This is a genomic window from Mesorhizobium sp. BR1-1-15 (genome assembly GCF_020165475.1).
In the GTDB taxonomy this organism is placed as follows: domain Bacteria; phylum Pseudomonadota; class Alphaproteobacteria; order Rhizobiales; family Rhizobiaceae; genus Mesorhizobium.
Genome location: NZ_JAIUIF010000005.1, coordinates 345,821 through 366,580 on the forward strand (window position 1 = coordinate 345,821; position 20,760 = coordinate 366,580).

Annotated in this window: 23 protein-coding genes and 1 pseudogene; 14 read left to right on the forward strand and 10 right to left on the reverse strand. The window is 63.2% G+C overall.

Features of this window, described 5'->3' with window-relative positions:
* The first annotated feature begins 30 nt into the window (after window positions 1–30).
* The 3 genes and pseudogenes from trxA (at window position 31) to LB541_RS12425 (ending at window position 1,117) form a co-directional block, all read left to right on the forward strand.
* Complete coding sequence (gene trxA / locus LB541_RS12415; RefSeq protein WP_404928036.1) at window positions 31–390, forward strand: thioredoxin; 360 nt, start codon at window positions 31–33, stop codon at window positions 388–390.
* 134 nt (window positions 391–524) lie between these two features.
* Window positions 525–806, forward strand: a complete 282-nt coding sequence (locus LB541_RS12420) for a cupin domain-containing protein (RefSeq protein WP_140818930.1) — start codon at window positions 525–527, stop codon at window positions 804–806.
* Between the two features lie 64 nt (window positions 807–870).
* Window positions 871–1,117: pseudogene (locus LB541_RS12425) on the forward strand (type II toxin-antitoxin system VapB family antitoxin).
* A gap of 105 nt (window positions 1,118–1,222) precedes the next feature.
* On the opposite strand, the gene LB541_RS12430 reads toward LB541_RS12425, so the two are convergent.
* The 5 genes from LB541_RS12430 to LB541_RS12450 all read right to left on the reverse strand — a co-directional run bounded on the left by LB541_RS12430 (window position 1,223) and on the right by LB541_RS12450 (window position 6,558).
* Window positions 1,223–2,548, reverse strand: a complete 1,326-nt coding sequence (locus LB541_RS12430) for a bifunctional folylpolyglutamate synthase/dihydrofolate synthase (protein ID WP_140554556.1) — start codon at window positions 2,546–2,548, stop codon at window positions 1,223–1,225.
* A 62-nt stretch (window positions 2,549–2,610) separates the two neighbouring features.
* Complete coding sequence (gene accD / locus LB541_RS12435; protein ID WP_140491161.1) at window positions 2,611–3,537, reverse strand: acetyl-CoA carboxylase, carboxyltransferase subunit beta; 927 nt, start codon at window positions 3,535–3,537, stop codon at window positions 2,611–2,613.
* A 181-nt stretch (window positions 3,538–3,718) separates the two neighbouring features.
* On the reverse strand, window positions 3,719–4,558 hold the full coding sequence (trpA, locus tag LB541_RS12440; protein ID WP_140554555.1) for a tryptophan synthase subunit alpha: 840 nt from the start codon (window positions 4,556–4,558) through the stop codon (window positions 3,719–3,721).
* A 2-nt stretch (window positions 4,559–4,560) separates the two neighbouring features.
* The gene (gene trpB, locus LB541_RS12445) at window positions 4,561–5,811 is read right to left on the reverse strand and encodes a tryptophan synthase subunit beta (protein WP_140662317.1); all 1,251 of its coding nucleotides are present in this window, start codon (window positions 5,809–5,811) and stop codon (window positions 4,561–4,563) included.
* An 87-nt stretch (window positions 5,812–5,898) separates the two neighbouring features.
* A complete protein-coding gene (locus tag LB541_RS12450; RefSeq protein ID WP_140491154.1) occupies window positions 5,899–6,558 on the reverse strand; it encodes a phosphoribosylanthranilate isomerase in 660 nt (219 codons plus the stop codon).
* Between the two features lie 111 nt (window positions 6,559–6,669).
* Between LB541_RS12450 and LB541_RS12455 the strand changes: the two genes are divergently transcribed.
* Window positions 6,670–6,888, forward strand: a complete 219-nt coding sequence (locus LB541_RS12455; protein WP_140662315.1) for a hypothetical protein — start codon at window positions 6,670–6,672, stop codon at window positions 6,886–6,888.
* 101 nt (window positions 6,889–6,989) lie between these two features.
* Here LB541_RS12455 and LB541_RS12460 read toward each other — a convergent pair whose 3' ends face one another.
* The 4 genes from LB541_RS12460 to LB541_RS12475 form a co-directional block, all read right to left on the reverse strand.
* Window positions 6,990–7,748, reverse strand: a complete 759-nt coding sequence (locus tag LB541_RS12460; RefSeq protein WP_140561794.1) for a M48 family metallopeptidase — start codon at window positions 7,746–7,748, stop codon at window positions 6,990–6,992.
* Window positions 7,749–7,848: 100 nt separating this feature from the next.
* Window positions 7,849–8,331 (reverse strand): DUF2852 domain-containing protein, encoded by a 483-nt coding sequence (locus LB541_RS12465; RefSeq protein ID WP_140625497.1) that lies wholly within the window; start codon window positions 8,329–8,331, stop codon window positions 7,849–7,851.
* Window positions 8,332–8,448: 117 nt separating this feature from the next.
* Entirely contained in the window at window positions 8,449–9,591 is a 1,143-nt protein-coding gene (locus LB541_RS12470) for a benzoate/H(+) symporter BenE family transporter (protein WP_140554552.1), read from the reverse strand.
* Window positions 9,592–9,593: 2 nt separating this feature from the next.
* Window positions 9,594–10,358, reverse strand: coding sequence for an alpha/beta hydrolase (locus LB541_RS12475; RefSeq protein ID WP_224618521.1), 765 nt, complete (start codon window positions 10,356–10,358; stop codon window positions 9,594–9,596).
* Between the two features lie 218 nt (window positions 10,359–10,576).
* Between LB541_RS12475 and infC the strand changes: the two genes are divergently transcribed.
* From infC to LB541_RS12510, 7 genes are all read left to right on the forward strand, one after another.
* Window positions 10,577–11,113 (forward strand): translation initiation factor IF-3, encoded by a 537-nt coding sequence (infC, locus tag LB541_RS12480; RefSeq protein WP_140491142.1) that lies wholly within the window; start codon window positions 10,577–10,579, stop codon window positions 11,111–11,113.
* Window positions 11,114–11,253: 140 nt separating this feature from the next.
* A complete protein-coding gene (locus tag LB541_RS12485) occupies window positions 11,254–11,880 on the forward strand; it encodes a methyltransferase family protein (protein ID WP_140491138.1) in 627 nt (208 codons plus the stop codon).
* A gap of 206 nt (window positions 11,881–12,086) precedes the next feature.
* Entirely contained in the window at window positions 12,087–12,290 is a 204-nt protein-coding gene (gene rpmI, locus LB541_RS12490) for a 50S ribosomal protein L35 (protein ID WP_006201248.1), read from the forward strand.
* A gap of 91 nt (window positions 12,291–12,381) precedes the next feature.
* On the forward strand, window positions 12,382–12,783 hold the full coding sequence (gene rplT / locus LB541_RS12495) for a 50S ribosomal protein L20 (protein ID WP_006201247.1): 402 nt from the start codon (window positions 12,382–12,384) through the stop codon (window positions 12,781–12,783).
* A gap of 142 nt (window positions 12,784–12,925) precedes the next feature.
* Window positions 12,926–14,023 carry a phenylalanine--tRNA ligase subunit alpha gene (pheS, locus tag LB541_RS12500; RefSeq protein WP_140554550.1) on the forward strand — a complete coding sequence of 366 codons (1,098 nt, stop codon included), beginning with the start codon at window positions 12,926–12,928 and terminating at the stop codon, window positions 14,021–14,023.
* A gap of 43 nt (window positions 14,024–14,066) precedes the next feature.
* Window positions 14,067–16,475: a phenylalanine--tRNA ligase subunit beta gene (gene pheT, locus LB541_RS12505; RefSeq protein WP_140517764.1), complete on the forward strand. Its 2,409-nt coding sequence runs from the start codon at window positions 14,067–14,069 to the stop codon at window positions 16,473–16,475.
* Window positions 16,476–16,523: 48 nt separating this feature from the next.
* Window positions 16,524–17,126 (forward strand): nucleotidyltransferase family protein, encoded by a 603-nt coding sequence (locus tag LB541_RS12510; protein WP_140685549.1) that lies wholly within the window; start codon window positions 16,524–16,526, stop codon window positions 17,124–17,126.
* Between the two features lie 280 nt (window positions 17,127–17,406).
* Here LB541_RS12510 and LB541_RS12515 read toward each other — a convergent pair whose 3' ends face one another.
* A complete protein-coding gene (locus tag LB541_RS12515; protein ID WP_224618523.1) occupies window positions 17,407–18,402 on the reverse strand; it encodes an aldo/keto reductase in 996 nt (331 codons plus the stop codon).
* Window positions 18,403–18,498: 96 nt separating this feature from the next.
* Here LB541_RS12515 and LB541_RS12520 point away from each other — a divergent pair, with 96 nt between their 5' ends.
* The 3 genes from LB541_RS12520 (at window position 18,499) to LB541_RS12530 (ending at window position 20,665) form a co-directional block, all read left to right on the forward strand.
* A complete protein-coding gene (locus LB541_RS12520; RefSeq protein WP_140517767.1) occupies window positions 18,499–19,389 on the forward strand; it encodes a LysR family transcriptional regulator in 891 nt (296 codons plus the stop codon).
* Window positions 19,390–19,448: 59 nt separating this feature from the next.
* Entirely contained in the window at window positions 19,449–20,021 is a 573-nt protein-coding gene (locus tag LB541_RS12525; RefSeq protein WP_140625493.1) for a cytochrome b, read from the forward strand.
* A 68-nt stretch (window positions 20,022–20,089) separates the two neighbouring features.
* Complete coding sequence (locus LB541_RS12530; protein WP_140491123.1) at window positions 20,090–20,665, forward strand: YceI family protein; 576 nt, start codon at window positions 20,090–20,092, stop codon at window positions 20,663–20,665.
* The last annotated feature ends 95 nt before the right edge of the window (window positions 20,666–20,760 follow it).

Sequence of the window (20,760 nt, forward strand, 5' to 3'; positions counted from 1 at the left end):
CTGCTTGAAGAAGGGCGCGGCAACCACCACATTTGGTGCGACGAAAAATTTCGAAAGGATTTCCGCATGGCTACCGTCAAGGTCGACAAGAACAATTTCCAGACCGCTGTGCTCGACGCCAAGGAGCCGGTCGTGGTGGATTTCTGGGCGGAATGGTGCGGTCCCTGCAAGATGATCGCGCCGGCGCTGGAAGACATCGCCAATGAGCTCGGCAGCAAGGTGAAGATCGCCAAGCTCAACATCGACGAGAATCCCGAACTGGCAGCGGAATTCGGCGTGCGCTCGATCCCGACGCTGATGATCTTCAAGGGCGGCGAAAGAGCCGATGTGAAAGTTGGCGCCGCGCCCAAGACCGCGCTGTCGCACTGGATCAACGGTAATCTCGCCTGATCAATCCGAAATTCCTGACATCAAGCCCGGCCGATCGCGCCGGGCTTTTTGTTGGCGTCATTGGTCGCCCGCTCTGGCCCTGACGTCCGGGGCCTCCATGTCTTCTGCTGGCAGCAGATGTAGGGAGAGGAAAAATGACCGGATCCGCCAAGGCCACCGTCTTCATCGACAATGAGCGCGTCATCGTCACGGAATACCGCTTTCAGCCGGGCGACAACACCGGCTGGCACCGCCATGGCCACGACTATGTTGTCGTGCCGCTGATGGACGGCAAGGTAAAGCTTCTGACCAAGGACGGCGAATCCTTCGCCGAAATGAAGAAAGGCGCGCCCTATTTCCGCAGGGAAGGCGTCGAGCACGACGTCATCAGCGTCAATGACGGCGAATATGCCTTCATTGAGATCGAGCTGAAATAGCGGCGTTCGCCTCGAATACCGCAGCGGAAACCGGTATATATGTCTTCCAACAACGGAGTTTGAGATGGCCGAACCTCAGCTCTCGGTCCGTAGCGCAAAAGCACGCGACCTGGCTCATAGACTTGCTCGTCGCGAAAATCGCTCGATAGCAGATGTCGTCGAGCGAGCGCTTGAATCCTACGAGATTCGTGAAGCAGGTCGCGAACCCGCGCCCACATTCTATGCCCACCTGGCGCAAGCAGTGGCACCGACATCGATCTGGAGAAATCGTCCGAGAAGGCCGTCAGGCTCATACAGGACCTGAAGTTTGATTTTCGCCGTACCAACGACCTGGCACCACCGGCCTGATATGATCTCGCGTTGGGACTTCTGAGCGGCGGCTTGGACCGGTTAGTTAGGCGCAGATACTGGAAGCGTCACGTCGGCGGCGTGCCGTTCTCCGCCAACACCGCGCCAGCCAGATAGAGCGAGCCGCCGATCAGGATTCGCGGCGGCGGGCCGTCCCAGGTGTCGCGCAGCAACATCAGCGCGCTGGCGACGGAACTCACCGGCTCGGCCGTAAGCCCGGCCTCCGTGGCGCGGGCCGCCAGTTCGTCGTTCGGCACGCTGGCGTCGCTCAGGCTCACCGGCACCGTATAGACGTGCCGGGCGAGGCCATTGAAGGCGCGGAAATAGCCGCTCTGGTCCTTGGTGTTGATCATGCCGGAGATGAGAAAAAGCGGCCTGGGGTTCTTCTCTTCCTGCTCGGCCAGCGCCTCGGCGACGACCACGCCGGCGCCCGGATTGTGGCCGCCGTCGAGCCAGATGTCGGCGCCCTTCGGCGCCAGTTCCGTCAGCCTGCCTTGCGACAGCTTCTGCATCCGCCCCGGCCAGGCGACAGTGGTCATCGCCTTCTCGGCGGCACGGTGGCTGATCTCGAAGCCGGCTGCCTTGACGGCGGCGATCGCGGCGGCCGCGTTGGCGAACTGGTGGCGCCCGGGCAGCCGCGGCGGCGGCAGATCCATCAAGCCATCATCGTCCTGATAGACCATGCGGCCGTTCTCCTCGAAGGCGAGGAAATCCTGTCCATAGACCAGGGTCGGGCAGCCGAGCCGCTCGGCGGTTTCGATCAGCACCTGCTGCGCCGCCTCGGTTTCCTGCGCCCCGATGACCACCGGGCAGCCGCGCTTGATGATGCCGGCCTTCTCGGCGGCGATCAGTTCGACGCGGTCGCCGAGATAGGCTTCGTGGTCCATCGACACCGGCATGATCACCGAGACAGCCGGCCTGGCGATGACATTGGTGGCGTCGAAGCGGCCGCCGAGACCGACCTCGACGATGGCGGCATCGGCCGGATGCTCCGAAAACAGGATGAAGGTGACGGCGGTGAGGATCTCGAAAACGGTGATCTTCTCGCCGCCATTGGCCTTGGCGACGCGGGCGATGGCCTCGGCGAAGATATCGTCCTCGACCAGCCTGCCGCCGCCATCGGCCGCCAGCCGGTAGCGCTCGTGCCAGCTGACCAGATGCGGCGAGGTGTGCACGTGCACGAGCCGGCCGGACGCTTCCAGAAGCGCCCGCGAGAAGGCGGCGCAAGAGCCCTTGCCGTTGGTGCCGGCGATATGGATCACCGGCGGCAGCAAGTCCTGAGGATTGCCCAGCCGCTCCAGCAGCCGTGAAATGCGGTCGAGCGAAAGATCGAAGCCTTTCGGGTGAAGCGCCATCAGCGCTTCGATTTCACGGTCGGCGGCAAGCGTGGTCATGTAAGAGTCCTAAGCGCGCGATGGATCGCGCGCAATCGCGGTTCGCGGCAAAGAGTGTCGCGTCAGGCCTGCGGCCGTGCTTCCGTCGCGACCACCGCCGGCGGCAGGATTTCCGGCTCCAGGGGCTTGTGCTCTTCCGGCATCTTGAGCAGCATCTTCAAGAGCCGCGCGATGGTCCGGCGCATCTCCAGTCGCGACACCACCATGTCGACCATGCCGTGCTCCATCAGATATTCGGAGCGCTGGAAGCCGTCCGGCAGTTTTTCCCGGATGGTCTGCTCGATGACGCGCGGTCCGGCGAAGCCGATCAGTGCGCCGGGCTCGGCTATATGCACGTCGCCCAGCATGGCGTAGGAGGCAGTGACGCCGCCGGTCGTCGGATTGGTCAGCACGACGATGTAGGGAAGGCCGGCTTCCTTCAGCCGGTCGACGCCAACCGTGGTGCGCGGCAATTGCATCAGCGACAGGATGCCTTCCTGCATGCGCGCGCCGCCGGAAGCGGCAAACAGGATCAGCGGCCGCTTGCGCTGCACGGCCACCTCGAAGGCATGAACGATGGCGTCGCCCGCGGCCATGCCGAGCGAACCGCCCATGAAGGCAAAATCCTGCACCGTCACCACCACCGGCAGGCCTTCTACGGTGCCCAGCGCGTTGACGATGGCATCTTCCAGGCCGGTCTTGGCCTTGGCGTCCTTCAACCGGTCGGTGTAGCGCTTCTCGTCGCGGAATTTCAGCGGGTCCAGCATGACCTTGGGATTTTCGAGCTGTTCGTATTTGCCGTCGTCGAGGAAGTATTTCAGCCGCTCCTTGGCCGAGATCTTCATGTGATGGCCCGAAGACGGGATGACGAACTGGTTGGATTCCAGATCCTTGTGGAACACCATCTCCCCGGTCTCGGGATCCTTGATCCACAGGTTCTCGGGCATGTCGGTGCGCCGGCCGAGCATCGAATTGATCTTCGGGCGAACGTAGTTGGTGATCCAGTTCATCGCTTCGGCTCCTGTCCTGACGAAGAGTTAGAGCAATTCCAGGAAAAGTGTGAACCGGTTTTCCGACCGGAATTGCGATAAAGCAAAAAGATAGAGCGGTTCGGCGTTTCCGTGAAACGGCAAACCGATCCAGCGCATGCCGCCCGGGATGGCGACGTGCACAAGACCTGAGGTAGGAAAACTATTCGGCGGCAGCAAGGCGGGCCGACCGCACGCCCTGCGCGAGGCCGCTGACCAGCGTGGCGACGGCCTCGGCCGGGTCGGCGGTCTTTTCGCCCTTCGGCCCCAGCACATTGGCGACCGCATTGACGATCGCGGTGCCGACGACGACGCCGTCGGCATTGGCGCCGATGACGCGCGCCTGTTCGGCGGTCTTGACGCCGAAGCCGACGCAGACCGGCAGATCGGTATGGCCCTTGATGCGCTTGACCGCCGCAGCCACCTTGCCGGTGTCGGCCAGCGCGGAACCGGTGATGCCGGTCATCGACACGTAATAGACGAAGCCGGACGTGTTCTGCAGCACCTTGGGCAGGCGCTTGTCGTCGGTGGTCGGCGTCGCCAGCCGGATGAAGTTGATGCCGGCTTTCAGCGCCGGGATGCACAGCTCCTCGTCCATCTCAGGCGGCAGGTCGACGACGATCAGCCCGTCGATGCCGCTGGCCAATGCGTCCTTGAGAAAGCGGTCGACGCCGTAGATGTAGATCGGGTTGTAGTAGCCCATCAGAACGATCGGCGTCTCATTGTCGCCGGTGCGGAAGTCAGCCGCCATCTTGAGCGTCTTGACCAGCGTCTGGCCGCCTCTCAGTGCTCTCAAGCCCGCGGCCTGGATCGCCGGGCCATCGGCCATCGGATCGGAGAACGGCATGCCGAGTTCGATGATGTCCGCGCCGGCCATTGGCAGCGCCTTCATGATCGACAGTGAGGTCTGATAGTCCGGGTCGCCGCCCATGAAATAGGTGACGAGCGCCGGGCGGCCTTCGTTCTTGAGCTTTGCCATGCGGCGATCGATGCGGGTCACCATGATCAGATCTCCATGCCCAGCATCGAAGCCACCGTATGCACGTCCTTGTCGCCGCGGCCGGACAGGTTGACGATGACGATCTGGTCCTTGTCCATGGCGGGCACGATCTTCACCGCATGGGCGATAGCGTGCGCCGATTCGAGCGCCGGGATGATGCCTTCGACGCGTGTGGTCAGCTTGAAGGCCTCCAGCGCCTCGTCGTCGAGGATCGGCACATATTCGACGCGGCCAGAATCGCGCAGCCAGGAATGCTCCGGGCCGACGCCGGGATAATCGAGGCCGGCCGAGATCGAATGGCCGTCCATGATCTGGCCGTCGGCATTTTGCAGGAGATAAGTGCGGTTGCCATGCAGCACGCCCGGCGCGCCGGCGTTCATCGAGGCGCAGTGCTCGATGCCGTCGAGGCCACGCCCCCCAGCCTCGACGCCGATGATACGGACATCCTTGTCGTCGAGGAACGGATGGAACAGGCCGATGGCATTGGAACCGCCGCCGACGGCGGCGATGATGGTGTCGGGCAGCTGGCCCTCCTGTTCGAGAATCTGCGCGCGCGCCTCCGAACCGATCACTGACTGGAAGTCGCGCACCAGCTCCGGATAAGGGTGCGGGCCGGCCGCGGTGCCGATCAGGTAATAAGTGTCCTCGACATTGGTCACCCAATCACGAAGGGCTTCGTTCATGGCGTCCTTCAGCGTGCCGTGGCCAGCGGTCACCGGCCGCACTTCGGCGCCGAGCAGTTTCATGCGGAACACGTTGGGGCTTTGGCGGGCAACGTCGGTGGCACCCATGTAGACGACGCAGGGAAAGCCGAAACGGGCAGCGACCGTGGCTGAGGCCACGCCATGCTGGCCGGCGCCGGTCTCGGCGATGATACGCGTCTTGCCCATGCGCTTGGCCAGCAGGATCTGGCCGAGGCAATTGTTGATCTTGTGCGAACCGGTATGGTTCAGGTCCTCGCGCTTGAAATAGACTTTTGCGCCGCCCCCGAGGCCCTTCGCCGAGGAAACTTCACGAAGATGCCTGGTCAGTCCTTCGGCGAAATAAAGCTTCGACGGCCGCCCCGCATAATGGGTCGAAAGATCGGTGAGCTCGGCCCTGAAATCCGGATCGTCCTTGACCTCGTTCCAGTGCCGTTCGAGGTCGAGGATCAGCGGCATCAGCGTTTCGGCCACGAAACGACCGCCGAAAATGCCAAACATGCCCTGTTCGTCGGGTCCGGTGCGGAAGGAATTGAGTGTCGCCGGCTTGTTCATCGCCGATCTCCTGGCATCTCGATTTTCTTAAGCATGTCCTGTCGAAAGCCGTTTTCCACTTTCGGGACATGCTCGGGTTTGAGCCGGTCAGGCGGCGCGGTCGTCTCGCGCTGCCTTGACGGCCCGGAAAAACTGCTCGATCAGCGCCGGATCCTTGATGCCCGGCGCGCTTTCCACGCCGGAGGAAATATCAATTCCGGGCGGGCTGGCAAGCCGAAGGGCATCGCCGATATTGGCGGCGTTGAGCCCACCGGAAAGCATGTAATCGAGCCCGGCGTCAAGGCCGGTCAGGATGCGCCAGTCGAACGCAACGCCATTGCCGCCCGGCAACTCGGAGCCCTTCGGCGGCTTGGCGTCGAACAGGAACCGGTCCGCGACCCCGACGAACGGTTTGATGCGCTCGAGATCGGCGGCTTCGCTGAGCGGCAGCGCCTTCATGACCGGCAGGTCATAGCGGGCTTTCAGTTCGGCCACCCGTTCGGGCGTTTCCGAGCCGTGCAGCTGCAGCATGTCCGGGCGCATGCTGTCGATGATGTCGTCCAGGAAGGTGTCGTTGGCGTCGACGGTAACGGCAACCGCCAAAGCCTTGCCGCGCGCCGCTTCGCGCAACCGCCCGGCTGCAGCCGGTTCGATGTAACGCGGGCTCTTGGCAAAGAAAATGAAGCCGACATGGCTGGCGCCGCCGGCCAGCGCCGCGGCCATTGCCTGGTCGGTCTTCAAGCCGCAGATTTTGACGTCGAGTGCCATGGCGCGGGAATTGACATGAAATCGAGGCAGAGTCGAGAAAAAGCATGTTGTTTGCCGGCAGGGCCAAAGGCGCTACCTATCATGGGAAAGCATGCAAGGCGGGAGAACATCATGACTGACAGAACCGTTGCCGAACTCAGGCAGAAGATCGCGCAGGCGCGCGAGGTGATCGCGCATTTGATGGACAAGGCCGCCTTCAACGGCGCCGAGGCGCATCGGGCGCTCGACTACTTCGACACCGACGCCTTCGACCGGAATTTTTTACCGTGGCCGCATCATGGCGAAGAAGGGCTGCGGCCTGAAGAACTCAACGCCGCGAATGACGATTGAGTTCGTGCGCCCAGTAAGAACGTAGACGCTGGCGGGACCGGAGGTGTGAAGCATCACCGCGGAAAAGCTTATTTTCTGGCGCCGTACGACGCTTCATTGCGCTACTCGAAAACGATCGCCTGCAGGGCGCCGCCATTGCGCTTCAGCCAGTCCTTGCAGCGGTCGGTGTCGGGACAGAGCTTTTCGCACAATTTCCAGAATTTCGGGCCGTGGTTCATCTCTTTCAGATGCGCTACTTCATGCGCGACGAGGTAGTTGATGACGGGTGGCGGCGCCATCATGATGCGCCAGGAAAAGGACAAATTGCCTTCGGAAGTGCACGAGCCCCAGCGGCTGGACGTGTCCTTGTAGCGGATCGCCTTGGCGCGCTTGCCAAGCGCCTCGGTGTGCCTGGCCACCAGCTTCTCGATCTCCTTCTTGGCCTCGCGCTTCAAAAAATCGGCGATGCGGCGCGGCAGGTGGATGCGCTCGCCATGCACGATCAGCAGCGGGCCGCGTTCGTCGCGCGACACGGTGACGGTGCCGCGCCTTGACGGCTCATGCACGATGCGGTGCGGCACGCCGCGTATGGGGATCTTGATGCCGGGCCGTACCTGCGGCCGCGTTGGCACCTTGGCCAGCCGCTGCTCCAGCCAGTCCTGATGACGATCGAGGAACCGCTCCACCTCGCCGCGGCGCAGGCCCGGCGGCACGGTGATACGCAGGCCCTGGCCGCCGGAATCGATGCGCAGCGTCAGACGCCGCGCCCTGGCGCTCTCGACGATCTTGAGCGGCAGCGTGCGGCCGGCAACGCAGTATTCTCGCTCCACGACAGGCGTGGGCTTGGGCTTCGTCAGATTGCGGAAGAATCCGAGGGTCATGGCCGGACGATACGCGATTCGAGAAAAACGAATAGAACAAAAAAGAAACGGCGCCGCTCGCGCGACGCCGTTTTTTCACGATCGGGCCTGTCGCTCGGCCTCAGTCGTCAAGCAGGTTCGAGCCTTTGCCACGCTTGGTGGAGGTCGTGCCTGTGCTCGGGTCGCTCTTTGCCGGAGCGGTCGACTTGTTGCGGTTCGCCATGAAGCGATCGAACTCGTCCTGGTCCTTGGCGCGACGCAATTCGCGGGCGTAGTCGTCGAACTCGGTCAACATATCGTCGAGCTTGCGGCGTTCCTCGGCCAGGCGTTCAAGCTCCTTTTCGCGCCAGTCGTCAAACGCGACGTTGCCGGTCCGGGCGGAGCCGTGGCCCCAGCGCGCGGCTTTGTCGGAACCGCGGCGGCAGCCGGCGAAGATGCCGTCGGTCGCGCGGTTGACGTCACGCTTGAAGCCCTCGAGCCGGTCGCCCCAGATGATGTAGGCGAGCATGGCGAAGCCGAGCGGCCAGAACACCATGAAGCCGATCACCATCAACGCGATGGTTGCCGGCGTCCAGGCCGGGCGGATCAATGCGGATGTGTTCATTTTCTCCCATTCCTTCGGTTGGAGACAGCCAGGACCGGCTGCGTGGAATCGAAATGGGAAGGCAAAAACGGCGATTCAAGACAATGTCGGCTAAAACCGGACAAGCTGCTGAAATGATTATCGCTTTTTGAGCATATCGAGAAAAAGCACGACCAGCCCGGCAATCAGTCCCCAGAATGCGGCGCCGACGCCGAACAAGGTCAGCCCGGAGGCGGTGACGACAAAAGTGACGGTGGCGGCCATGCGCTCGCTTTCGTCCTTGAGCGCGATCGCCAGCGCGTTGGCCAGCGAGGCCATCAGCGCAAGACCCGCAACCAGCACGATCAGGCTCTGCGGCAGGACGGCGAAGATCGCCACCAGGGAGGCGCCGAAAATCGCGAAGATCAGATAGGCAAGGGCATAGAACGGCCCTGTCTTCCAGCGCTCCGTTGGGTCTGGATGAACGTCGGGCCCGGTGCAGATAGCCGCCGAAATTGCCGCCAGATTGGTGGTCGAGCCGCCGAACGGCGCCGAAAGCAGCGAAAACAGGCCGGTGATGCCGATCAGCGGACCGGGTTCCGGATGGTAGCCGGCGGCGCGCAGCACGGCGAGGCCCGACAGGTTCTGCGAAGCCATGGTGACCAGGTAGAGCGGTACTGCCAGGCCGATTATCGCCTTGGCGGTGAACACAGGCGCGATCAGAGTGAGCGTCGACAGTTCAGGAGTGGGCAAACCGCCGACGCGGCCGGTGAGAAACGCGGCGAGACCGCCGCCGACCAGCACTGCCAGCACCGACAGCGCCGGATTGAACAGGCGGATGACGAAGAAGGCGGCGATCAACGGCAGGATCAGCCAGGGATCGGCGGGAACAGTTTTGACCGCATTAAGCGCGAAGGTGACGACAATGCCGGCCAGCATTCCTGAAGCGACCGAGGGCGGTATCCCCGAGATCAGTTTCGTCAGCGGCCGGAACAGCCCGGTGGCGACCAAAAGAATGCCGGTGACGATGAAGGCGGCGACGGCCTCGCCGATCGAAAAACCGCTCGACGCCGCCATCAGCGCCAGGCCCGGCGTCGACCATGCGGTGATGATGGGCATTTTCGTTCGCCAGGACAGCCACAGGCTTTCGACCGCCATGGCCAGGCAGATCGTGGTCACCCAACTCGCGGTCTGAATTTGCGTGGCCTCGACCGCGTGGGCGGCGGCAATGACGATGGCCAGCGTGCCGCCGAAGCCGACGATGGCCGCGACGAAGGCTGAGATCGGGATGGAAAGGCGCATCGTCACTTGCCCCGCGCGGCCATGTCGCCGACCGCCCGCACCAGCATGTCGAGATCCTGCGGCCGCGACAGCCGGTGGTCGCCGTCCGGGATCAGCGACAGCGTGACATCGTCGGCCGGCAGCAGGCTGACCAGCCTCAGCGCATGGCTCGACGGCACGTCCCGATCGGCCAGGCCCTGCAAGACGTGTACGGGGCAGTGCGTGTCGAGCGGGCCTGTCATGACCAGGTTGTCGCGCCCATCCTCGATCAGCGCGCGCGTGTAGATGTAGGGCTCGGTGGAATAGTCCGACGGCTCCTCGAAGAAGCCTTTTTTGGCAAGGTCGCGCTTCTGCGCTTTGGTCAGCACCGGTTCGACCAGTTCTGCGGTAAAATCCGGCGCCGGTGCTAGAAGCACCAGACCGACGACGCTTGCGTCGCCTGCCTTGCGCAATTCCTGCACCATGCGCAGGGCGATCCAGGCGCCCATCGACGAGCCGACCAGGATCTGGCTGCCGCTGGTGAAATGCCGGAACACGGCCAGGCTTTGCGAAAGCCATTTCGAGATCGTGCCGTCGGCAAAGGCGCCGCCGGATTCGCCGTGTCCGGAATAGTCATGGCGCAGGAAGGCGCGGCCTTCTTTTGCCGCCCAGTCCGAAAGCGCTTCAGCCTTCGTGCCCAGCATGTCCGACTTGTAGCCGCCGAGCCAGACGACGCCAGGCGTCGCGCCCGCAACATGGCGCACCGCGATGCTCGATCCGTCGACATCCAGAAAGACAGGGGCAGTCATGGCTTTTTCCTCACGCCGACTTTCGGCGCAGGGTCTTGTGACACAGCCAGTGGTGTGGCGAAAAGTGCTCGCGATCTTTCTTTGTTTGCCGCAGGCAGCGATCAGGTGATTTTCTGTCAATGCTGTGCTATTGACTCCGCCCGCGCGCTCACCACATTGGCGCGTCCACATATCAACACCTGCAAATCCAGAACGAAACGGCCAAGGAGACCACGACCATTCGCAGACCTTTCAAAGCAGCGGCGCCGACCAAGGATGGGCCGCGCTCCAATCGTGACATCCGGGTTCCCCGGGTCCAGCTTATCGACGCCGAAGGCCAGAACCGTGGCGATGTTTCCATCAACGACGCATTGCTGCTCGCCGAAGAGGCAGGGCTCGATCTCGTCGAGATATCGCCCAACGCGCAGCCGCCCGTCGTAAAAATCCTCGATCTCGGCAAGTTGAAATACGCCAACCAGAAGAAGGCGGCCGAGGCGCGCAAGAACCAGAAGGTCATCGAGATCAAGGAGATCAAGATGCGCCCGAACATCGACAGCCACGACTACGAGACCAAGATGAAGGCGGTGCGCCGCTTCTTCGAGGAAGGCGACAAGGTCAAGCTGACATTGCGCTTCCGTGGCCGCGAGATGGCGCATATGGAGCTCGGCATGCAGCTTCTGAACAAGGTGCGTGAGGAAGTGGCTACCATCGCCAAGGTGGAAGCGGAGCCGAAGCTCGAAGGCCGCCAGATGATGATGGTGCTGGCGCCGCGCTAGATCACGATAAGGTTAGCGCGACCGACGCGCTCCAATTCCGCCTGAATTGTGCTACAGGGCGTCCCGGCGATCGGCGGGACGCCCATTTCTCGGCCATAGCTGCGGTCGCCGGCTAAGCTCTCGACGATCGGATTCCTCCCTTGGACAAAAAACTCAAATACGGGCTGGGTGGCTACCAGCGCACGCGCAGGCTGGTGCTTGCCGTGCTTGTGGTGGTGCTGTTCGCAGCCCTGCTGTTCGGGCAATCGAGCTTTCCGCCTGATACGGCGATGCATGAAACGATCGAGATGTTCGGCGTGCTGCTGATTTTCCTAGGTATCTGCGGTCGCCTTTGGTCGACGCTCTACATAGGTGGGCGCAAATCTTCCGAAGTTGTGACGGGCGGGCCTTATTCGATCACCCGCAACCCGCTCTATGTGTTCTCGACTGTGGCCGCGGCCGGCGTCGGCGCGCAGATCGGCTCGTTCTCCGGCATCATTCTGTTCGCTGTCCTGTGTGCGGGCGCCTTCCATATCGTCATCCTGCGCGAGGAGAAATTCCTTAAGGAAACGCTCGGCGAGCCCTATCAGGCCTATCTGGCAAGAGTGCCGCGATTCTTTCCGAAGCTTTCCCTCTACCAGGAAGGCGACACCGGCAGCTTCAAGCCGCGCCTGCTGTTGACCACGCTTCTCGACGGCCTGGTCTTCCTCATCGCGCTGCCGGCCTTCGAACTGATCGACGGCGCCCAGCAGTCGGGTATGCTGCCGGTGTTGTTTACGCTCCCTTGAAGAAGGACCGGGCGCCGCATCCCGGCGTTCGGGGAAACGCGCGGCGCGGTGGGTGTTGCACAGTCGCCTGCTTTGACGTATAGGACCGCCGTTCCAAGAAAACCGCCCGGCAGGGCATGCCGTGGCGGTTTCATTTGCTTTTCGGGCTTTGGTCGGCCCGAAGCGAACAAGAAGCGCGATGGTGCGCCACAATACGGAGTAGCAAAATGCCCAAGATGAAGACCAAATCGGCCGCCAAAAAGCGGTTCAAGATCACCGGTACGGGTAAAGTCCTGTCGGCTGCGGCCGGCAAGCGTCACGGCATGATCAAGCGTTCCAACAAGTTCATTCGAAATGCCCGCGGCACGATGGTTCTGGCTGAACCGGACGGCAAGAAGGTCATCAAGAATTTTCTGCCGAACGGCCTCTGAGCATTCGGCCGAACACGAATTTGTTTTACGCAATTCCGAACGGAAAACCGCAAGGCACTTTTCCTGGAATTGCTTTTAAGGAGATCATGACATGGCACGCGTAAAAAGAGGCGTCACCTCGCACGCCAAGCACAAGAAGGTCCTGAAAGCCGCGAAAGGCTTCTACGGCCGCCGCAAGAACACCATCCGCATCGCCAAGCAGGCGGTGGAAAAGTCGCTGCAATACGCCTATCGCGACCGCAAGAACCGCAAGCGCTCGTTCCGCGCGCTGTGGATCCAGCGCATCAACGCCGCGACGCACGAGCACGGCCTGACCTATGGCCGTTTCATCGACGGCCTCAACAAGGCTGGCATCGAGATCGATCGCAAGATCCTGTCGGATATGGCCATCCACGAGCCGCAGGCTTTCGCCGCGCTCGTGGCCAAGGCCAAGGTTGCTCTTGAGTACCTCAAGAACACCACCCCGAATGCTTTTGAAAGCGCTGTCGCCTAAGACCAGCGCTTCCCAAGCATTCGAAATTCTGATTTGGGGAACCCGCGCTGGCACGGCTGGCGCGGGTTTTTCTTATGCCTGATGTAACCAAATTGGTGACACGCCCGGTGATGGTGGGTTGCCCGATCGAGAGAGTTTCGCCGTGAACGCCACCGCTGGAAATCTTGAAAGCCTGGAAGCTTCGCTGCTCGCCGACATCGCATCGGCGTCCGACGAAGCGTCGATAGAAGCCGTGCGCGTGGCAGCCCTTGGCAAGAAGGGGTCGATCTCGGAAATGCTGAAGACGCTCGGCTCGATGAGCGCCGAGGAGCGCCAGGTCAAAGGCCCCGCCATCAACGGCCTCAAGAACCGCGTCACCGATGCGCTCACCGCGCGCAAGGCGGAACTCAGGGATGTTGCCATCACTGCCCGCCTCGCCGCGGAGAAGGTCGACGTGACGCTGCCGGTGCGGCAGTCGCCGGCCGAGCGCGGCCGCATTCATCCGATCAGCCAGGTCATCGACGAGATCGCGGCGATCTTCGGCGATCTCGGCTTCGCCATCGCCGAAGGGCCCGACATCGAGACCGACTATTACAATTTCACCGCGCTGAATTTCCCGGAAGGCCATCCGGCGCGCGAGATGCATGACACCTTCTTCTTCCAGCCGGACGAGAAGGGCGAGCGCAAGCTTCTGCGCACCCACACCTCGCCGGTGCAGATCCGCACCATGGAGAAGCAGAAGCCGCCGATCCGCATCGTCATTCCGGGCAAGACCTACCGGCAGGATTCCGACGCCACCCACTCGCCGATGTTCCATCAGGTCGAAGGGCTGGTGATCGACAAATCGGCCAACGTCGCCAACATGAAGTGGGTGCTGGAAGAGTTCTGCAAGGCCTTCTTCGAGGTGCCGTCGGTCAAGATGCGCTTCCGGCCGTCCTTCTTCCCGTTCACCGAGCCAAGCCTCGAGGTCGATATCCAGTGCGACCGCTCGCGGCCAGGCGAGGTGCGCTTCGGCGAAGGCTCCGACTGGATGGAGATCCTTGGCTGCGGCATGGTGCACCCCAACGTTCTGCGCGCTGGCGGGCTCGATCCCGATGAATATCAGGGCTTTGCCTGGGGCATGGGCATCGACCGCATCGCCATGCTGAAATACGGCATGCCGGATCTGCGCGCCTTCTTCGATGCCGATGTGCGCTGGCTGTCGCATTACGGCTTCCGGCCGCTCGACATGCCGACTTTGTTCGGGGGCCTGAGCGCGTGACGGTCAAGACGATTCCTGCTGCGATACATTACGGAACAGCATCATGAAATTCACCCTCTCCTGGCTCAAGGACCATCTCGAGACCGACGCCTCGCTCGGCGAGATCGTCGAGCGGCTGACCTCGATCGGCCTCGAGGTCGAGCATGTCGACGACAAGGCGAGCCTGAAGCCCTTCGTCATCGCCAGGGTGCTGACGGCGGTGCAGCATCCCGACGCCGACCGGCTGCGGGTGCTGACCGTCGACACCGGCGACGGCAAGCCGCCCGTGCAGGTCGTCTGTGGCGCACCCAATGCGCGGGCGGGCATGATCGGCGCCTTCGCCGCGCCCGGCACTTATGTGCCCGGCATCGATGTGACGCTGACGGTTGGCAAGATCAGGGGCGTCGAAAGCCACGGCATGATGTGTTCCGAGCGCGAGCTGGAACTTTCCGACGAGCACAACGGCATCATCGACCTGCCCGAAGATGCGCCGGTCGGCACCAGCTTCGCCGCTTACGCGCATCTCGACGATCCGGTCATCGAGATCAATCTGACGCCCAACCGGCCTGATGCCACCAGCGTCTACGGCATCGCCCGGGATCTCGCGGCGAGCGGTCTCGGCCGCCTCGTCGGCGGCGCGATCATGCCGCATGTCGGCAATGGAATGTGCCCCGTCAAGGTGACGATCGAAGCGCCGGAACTCTGCCCCGGCTTCGCGCTCAATCTGGTCAGCGGCGTCAAGAACGGCCCGTCCCCGAAATGGCTCCAGCAGCGGCTGATCGCCATTGGGCTGAGGCCCATCAGCGCGCTGGTCGATATCACCAACTACGTCACCTTCGATCGTGGCAGGCCGCTGCATGTCTTCGATGCCGGCAAGGTCGCCGGCAATCTTGTCGTGCGTCGCGCCAGGGATGGCGAAAAGGTACTGGCGCTCGACGGCCGCGAATACACGTTGACGCCGGAGATGTGCGTCATCGCCGATGACAATGGCGTGGAATCGATCGCCGGCATCATGGGCGGCGAGCGTTCCGGCTGCGACGAGAACACGACCGACGTGCTGATCGAATCCGCACTCTGGGACCCGATCACCACGGCCCGCACCGGGCGCGCGCTCGGCATCATCACCGATGCCCGCTATCGTTTCGAGCGCGGGGTCGACCCCGAATTCATGGTGCCGGGCGTTGAGCTTGCGACCCGGCTGGTGCTTGATTTCTGCGGCGGCACGCCGACGGAAATCGAGGTGGCCGGCTATGCCGGCCATCAGCCCAAGATCGTCTCCTTCCCGCTGTCGGAAGTGAAGCGGCTGACCGGCATAGAAGTGCCGACGGCGGAAAGCCTCGATATTCTCACGCGCCTCGGCTTCAAGCCTGAGGGTTCGGGCGATGTCGTCGAAATCGCCGTGCCGTCCTGGCGTCCCGATGTCGACGGCAAGGCCGACCTGGTCGAGGAGGTGATGCGCATCCACGGCGTCGACAACATCGCTTCGCAGCCGCTCGGCGCGCATGACGCGGTCAACGGCAAGATCCTGACGACGCTGCAGATCCGCACCCGCGCGGCCAAGCGGGCGCTGGCCGTGCGCGGCATGATGGAGGCAGTCACCTGGTCGTTCATCCCCGCCAGGCACGCCGAACTATTCGGCGGCGGGCAGGCTTCGCTCAAGCTCGCCAACCCGATCGCCGCCGACATGTCCGACATGCGGCCCTCGCTGCTGCCCGGCCTGATCGCAGCCGCCCAGCGCAATGCCGACAAGGGCATTGGCGACGTGGCGTTGTTCGAGGTCTCCGGCACCTATGAGGGCGACGGCGCCGACCAGCAACGGCGCGTTGCCGCCGGCGTGCGGCGCGGCACCGCCAAGCTCGACGGTTCCGGCCGCAACTGGGCTGGCAATTCCGGTCCGGTCGGCGTGTTCGACGCCAAGGCTGATGCCATCGCCGCACTCGAAGCCTGCGGCGCGCCGGTCGAGCGGCTGCAGATCGAGGCCGGCGGCCCGTCCTGGTACCATCCTGGTCGTTCCGGAACGATCAAGCTCGGACCGAAGACGGTGCTCGGCACGTTCGGTGAATTTCATCCAAAAACGCTGGAAGGCCTCGACGTCTCCGGCCCGCTCTGCGGCTTCGAAGTGTATGTCGATGCCGTGCCCGAGCCCAAGGCAAAGCCGACGAAAACTAAGCCCAGGCTGGATCTCTCCGCCTTCCAGGCGGTGAAGCGCGACTTCGCCTTCGTCGTCGACAAGGCGGTCGAGGCCGGCACGCTGGTACGCGCGGCGCTCGCCGCGGACAAGAAGCTGGTCACCGGCGTCTCGGTCTTTGATGTTTTCGAAGGTGCGGCGCTCGGCGAGGGCAAGAAGTCCATCGCCATCGAAGTGTCGATCCAGCCGGTCGAGAAGACGCTGACCGACGAGGATTTCGAGGCGTTGGCCAGGCGCGTCGTCGAGAATGTCGGCAAGCAGACTGGAGGCGTGCTCAGGGCATAGCCTCTTTCCGGGATTGCGGGAGCACGGCGAATCGCCCTCCAAAGGGCGATGGACCATTTGCACTATTCCGGGCTCCCGTTCGAAGCACAACGCGCTGCGTTTCTCGACATCCTGCTGTCGGATGCGCTCGTGCGCCAAGCGCTGGTATGTGCCCGCACGCTCGATCTTCCGGACTGGCTGGCGGTCTCCGGCGTGCTCTATAACTCGGTCTGGAACCATCTGACGGGGAAGCCGTCGGGTTATGGCATCAAGGATGTCGACCTGTTCTATTTCGACGATAGCGACCTGTCCTACGAGGCCGAGGACGCCGTCATCCGCCGGGCGGCGAAGCATTTCCAGGGGCTGCCCCTGCCGGTCGAGGTGCGCAACCAAGCGCGGGTGCATTTGTGGTACCCGCAGAAGTTCGGGCGGCCCTGTCCGCGCTACACGAGTTCGAGCGAGTCGGTCCGGTTTTTTGCGTCGAAGACACATGCGGTCGGGGTGCGATACGACGCGGATTGTCAACTGGAACTGCTGGCGCCGTTCGGTCTCGACGACGTCTTCTCGTTCCGCATCACGCCGAACCGAGCGATGGACAATCAGCGGACGCATGAGGCGAAGGGCCAGCGGGCGCGGGATTACTGGCCGGAGATTACGGTCGTGCCATGGTAGGAAATGTCTGCGCGAGGCACCCCCCTCTGTCCTGCCGGACATCTCCCCCGCAAGGGGGGAGATCGGCTCTGATTCGCTTTCGCGAATTACAGACGGCATAAGGTAGACGAGACAGCGAAGCTGCCAATCTCCCCCCTTGCGGGGGAGATGTCCGGCAGGACAGAGGGGGGTGCCTCGCGCGGACATCCGTGATCTTCTGTATCGCGCATCGCCACCCCACCCCTGTCTTCGCTTCGCTGCGACAGCGAGCCGACCTCCGCACAGGGGGGAGGGTGAAAGCTCACCCATTCACCAGCGCCAGCAGCTCCTCTGTGTAGCGCTTGCCCATGACCTCATCAGGCGACAGTGCATCGCCGATTGTCTGTACCTCGGCAGCACTCAGCTCGATATCAGCCGCCGCCGTGTTCTGCTCGAGATGGCGGATTTTTCGGGCGCCCGGGATGGGGACAATGAAATCGCCCTGGTGCAGTACCCAGGCGAGCGCCAGCTGTGCCGAGGTCACTCCCTTTTCGGTCGCCAGTTTCTCCAGCGTGGCCACGACCTTGGCATTGGCTTCCATGGCGTCAGCCTGAAAGCGCGGCAAGGTGCGGCGCCAGTCGTCGTCATCAAGCGTCTCGGGCTTGGCGATCGTGCCGGTCAAGAGGCCACGGCCGAGCGGGCTATAGGGAACGAAACCGATGCCGAGTTCGCGGCAGACGGCGAACACCTCGTCTTCCGGGTCACGGCTCCACAGTGAATATTCGCTCTGGACCGCCGCGATCGGATGTACGGCATGTGCCCGGCGGATGGTGGCGACACTTGCTTCCGAAAGGCCGAGCGCGCGCACTTTGCCCTCGCGCACCAGCTCGGCCATGGCGCCGACCGTGTCCTCGATCGGCACGTTCGGGTCGACGCGGTGCTGGTAATAGAGATCGATCACGTCGGTGCCCAGCCGCTTCAGTGACGCCTCTGCGACGGCCTTGACGTGTTCGGGGCGGCTGTCGACGCCCGCCATGCGGTCGGTGCCGGTGCCTTCCTCCAGGATCTTGAAGCCGAACTTGGTTGCGATCGTCACCTGATCGCGCACCGGCTTCAGCGCCTTGCCGAGCAGGATCTCGTTCTCGTAGGGCCCGTAGACCTCTGCCGTGTCGAAGAAATTGACGCCGATCTCGACGGCGCGGCGCAAGGTGGCGATCGCCTCGGCTTCCGGCTGGCCCCCATAGCCAAAGCTCATGCCCATGCAGCCGAGGCCGACCGGGAAAACTTCCAGTTCAGTACCGAGTTTGCGGGTTTTCATCACGCGTCTCCTTGTTGCGATGCCCAGGAAATAGCGCCTTGCCTTATGTTCGATAATCGGCTCATCTGTGCGCGGGGCGTTCTAGAAAATAGATCAATGAACCGAGCACATCTTTCACAGCTTGCGGTGCTGGCAACTGTTGCCCAATGCGGCAGCTTTCGCGGCGCGGCCAGGGAACTGGCGATCGCGCCGTCGGCGGTCAGCCATGCCGTGTCCAGCCTTGAGGCGCGGCTTGGCGTGCGGCTGTTGGCACGCAGCACCCGCAGCGTTGCCCCGACCGAAGAGGGCGCGCGGTTGCTGGAACGATTGCGGCCGGCGCTGTCGGAGATCGACCTGGCACTGGAGACGGCGGTCGAGGCGCGCGACCGGCCGGCCGGCAATCTGCGGCTCAGCGTGCCGCGCACGGCAGCCCATCTGGTGCTGACCCCGCGGCTCGGCGCCTTTGCCGCGGCTTACCCCGATATCGTGCTGGAGATCGTCATCGAGGACCGCTTCACCGACGTCGTGGAAGGCGGTTTCGACGCCGGCGTGCGGCTTGGCGAAAGCCTGCAGCGCGACATGATCGCGCTGCGCATCGGGCCCGATATCCGCGGCGCCGTGGTCGGCTCGCCCTCCTATTTCGACACCATGCCGAGGCCTCGCCACCCGCGTGACCTGTCCGACCATCGCTGCATCCGCTTCCGCTTCTCCAGCGGCATCCTCTACCGCTGGGAATTCGCCAGGGATGGCGAGGAGATCGAGATTGCCGCGCAAGGACCATTGATTCTCGACGAAGACCATCTGATCGCCCAGGCGGCGGTCGACGGGGCCGGGCTTGCCTTCGTCTTCGAGGATTATGTCCGCGAGCCGCTCCGCGATGGCCGGCTGATCCGCGTGCTGGAGGATTGGTGTCCGTCCTTCGAGGGTTTCTTCGTCTACTATCCGAGTCGCCGCCAGATGCGGCCTGCGCTCAGGGCCTTCATCGATTTCTTCAGGGTGAGCGGATAGGCTGCCCTCTCCCTTGTGGGAGGCTGGAAGAAAGCCGACGCGACATTCGTTCACCTTCCATGCGAGCTTCGATCATAAATACCCCGACCCGCTACGGTTGGGCGGCAATCCTGCTTCATTGGCTGATCGGCCTTGCCTTCATCGGCCAGTTCGCGCTCGGTTTCGCGATGGTCCGCATCAGCAGCCAGCGCACGGCTTTCGAGCTCATCCAGCTGCACAAATCGCTGGGCTTCCTGCTGCTCGGCCTGATCATCCTGCGCATCGCCTGGCGGCTCGGCAATGCCGCGCCGGCCTTGCCATCCTCGGTCGGATCCCTGGAGCGCCGGGCGGCGCCGCTCGCTCACCTGGCGCTCTATGCCTTCCAGATCGCTTTGCCTCTGTCCGGCTGGGCGCTGGTTTCGGTCTCGACGCTGGAAATTCCAAGCATGCCGTTCAACCTGTTCGTGATGCCCAACCTGCCGCTTGCGGAATCCCATGCCGCCGAGAGTTTTTGGGCGGCAGCGCACTGGTACCTTGCCTATGCCGGCGCAGCACTTGTGGCGCTGCATGTCACGGCGGCACTGCGCCATCATTTCCGACTGAGGGACAATGTGCTTACACGCATCGTCACTCCTTCCTCAGGCGGGGAATAGAACGGGGTTCGGCCTCGTTTGTAAGCGAGGACGCGAAGAGCGTTGCCTCCGAAGAAGGAAATAATCTCATGTATGCGCGACTCCTCGGATCGGCGGCCCTTGCCGCTTGCCTTGCCGTGCCTGTCTGGGCAGCAGTTGTCCTCGATGATGCCGCCGGCAGTTACACGATCAGCCAGGCTGACTCCTCGATCCGCTTCACCATCGGCAAGGCCGGCGGCGGCGGTTTCGATGGTGCGTTTGCTCACTTCAAGGGCACGATCCGCATCGACAATGACGACGTCAGCCGCTCGAAGGTCAACCTCACCATTTTTCCCGAAAGCGTCGGCACCGGCCAGGGCCGCATCGACGCTTTCCTGCGTTCAGACGCCGTGTTCGATGCGGCCAACAGCCCCGAAATCCAGTTCCGCTCGACCAGCGTGACCCGCACCGGCGATACGACGGCGCTTGTCACCGGCCGGCTGACGGCGCGCGGCAAGACGTTTGCGGAAAAGTTCACCGCCGAGCTCGATGGCCTGAAGTCCGGCACGATCGGGTTCCACGTCACCGGCAAGGTGCTGCGGTCGCGCTACGGAATGGATGTCGGCACGCCGATCTATTCCAACGTCGTCGGTTTCGACATGAGGCTGACGGGGAAGAGGGGTTGAGCCATCGCTCTCCGCTCGTGGGGCGAGGAACTTGGCCCCCGCATTGGCTTTTGCCCCGATTTCAGGCAAACCTCCTCGCCTGTAATCGAGAGGAG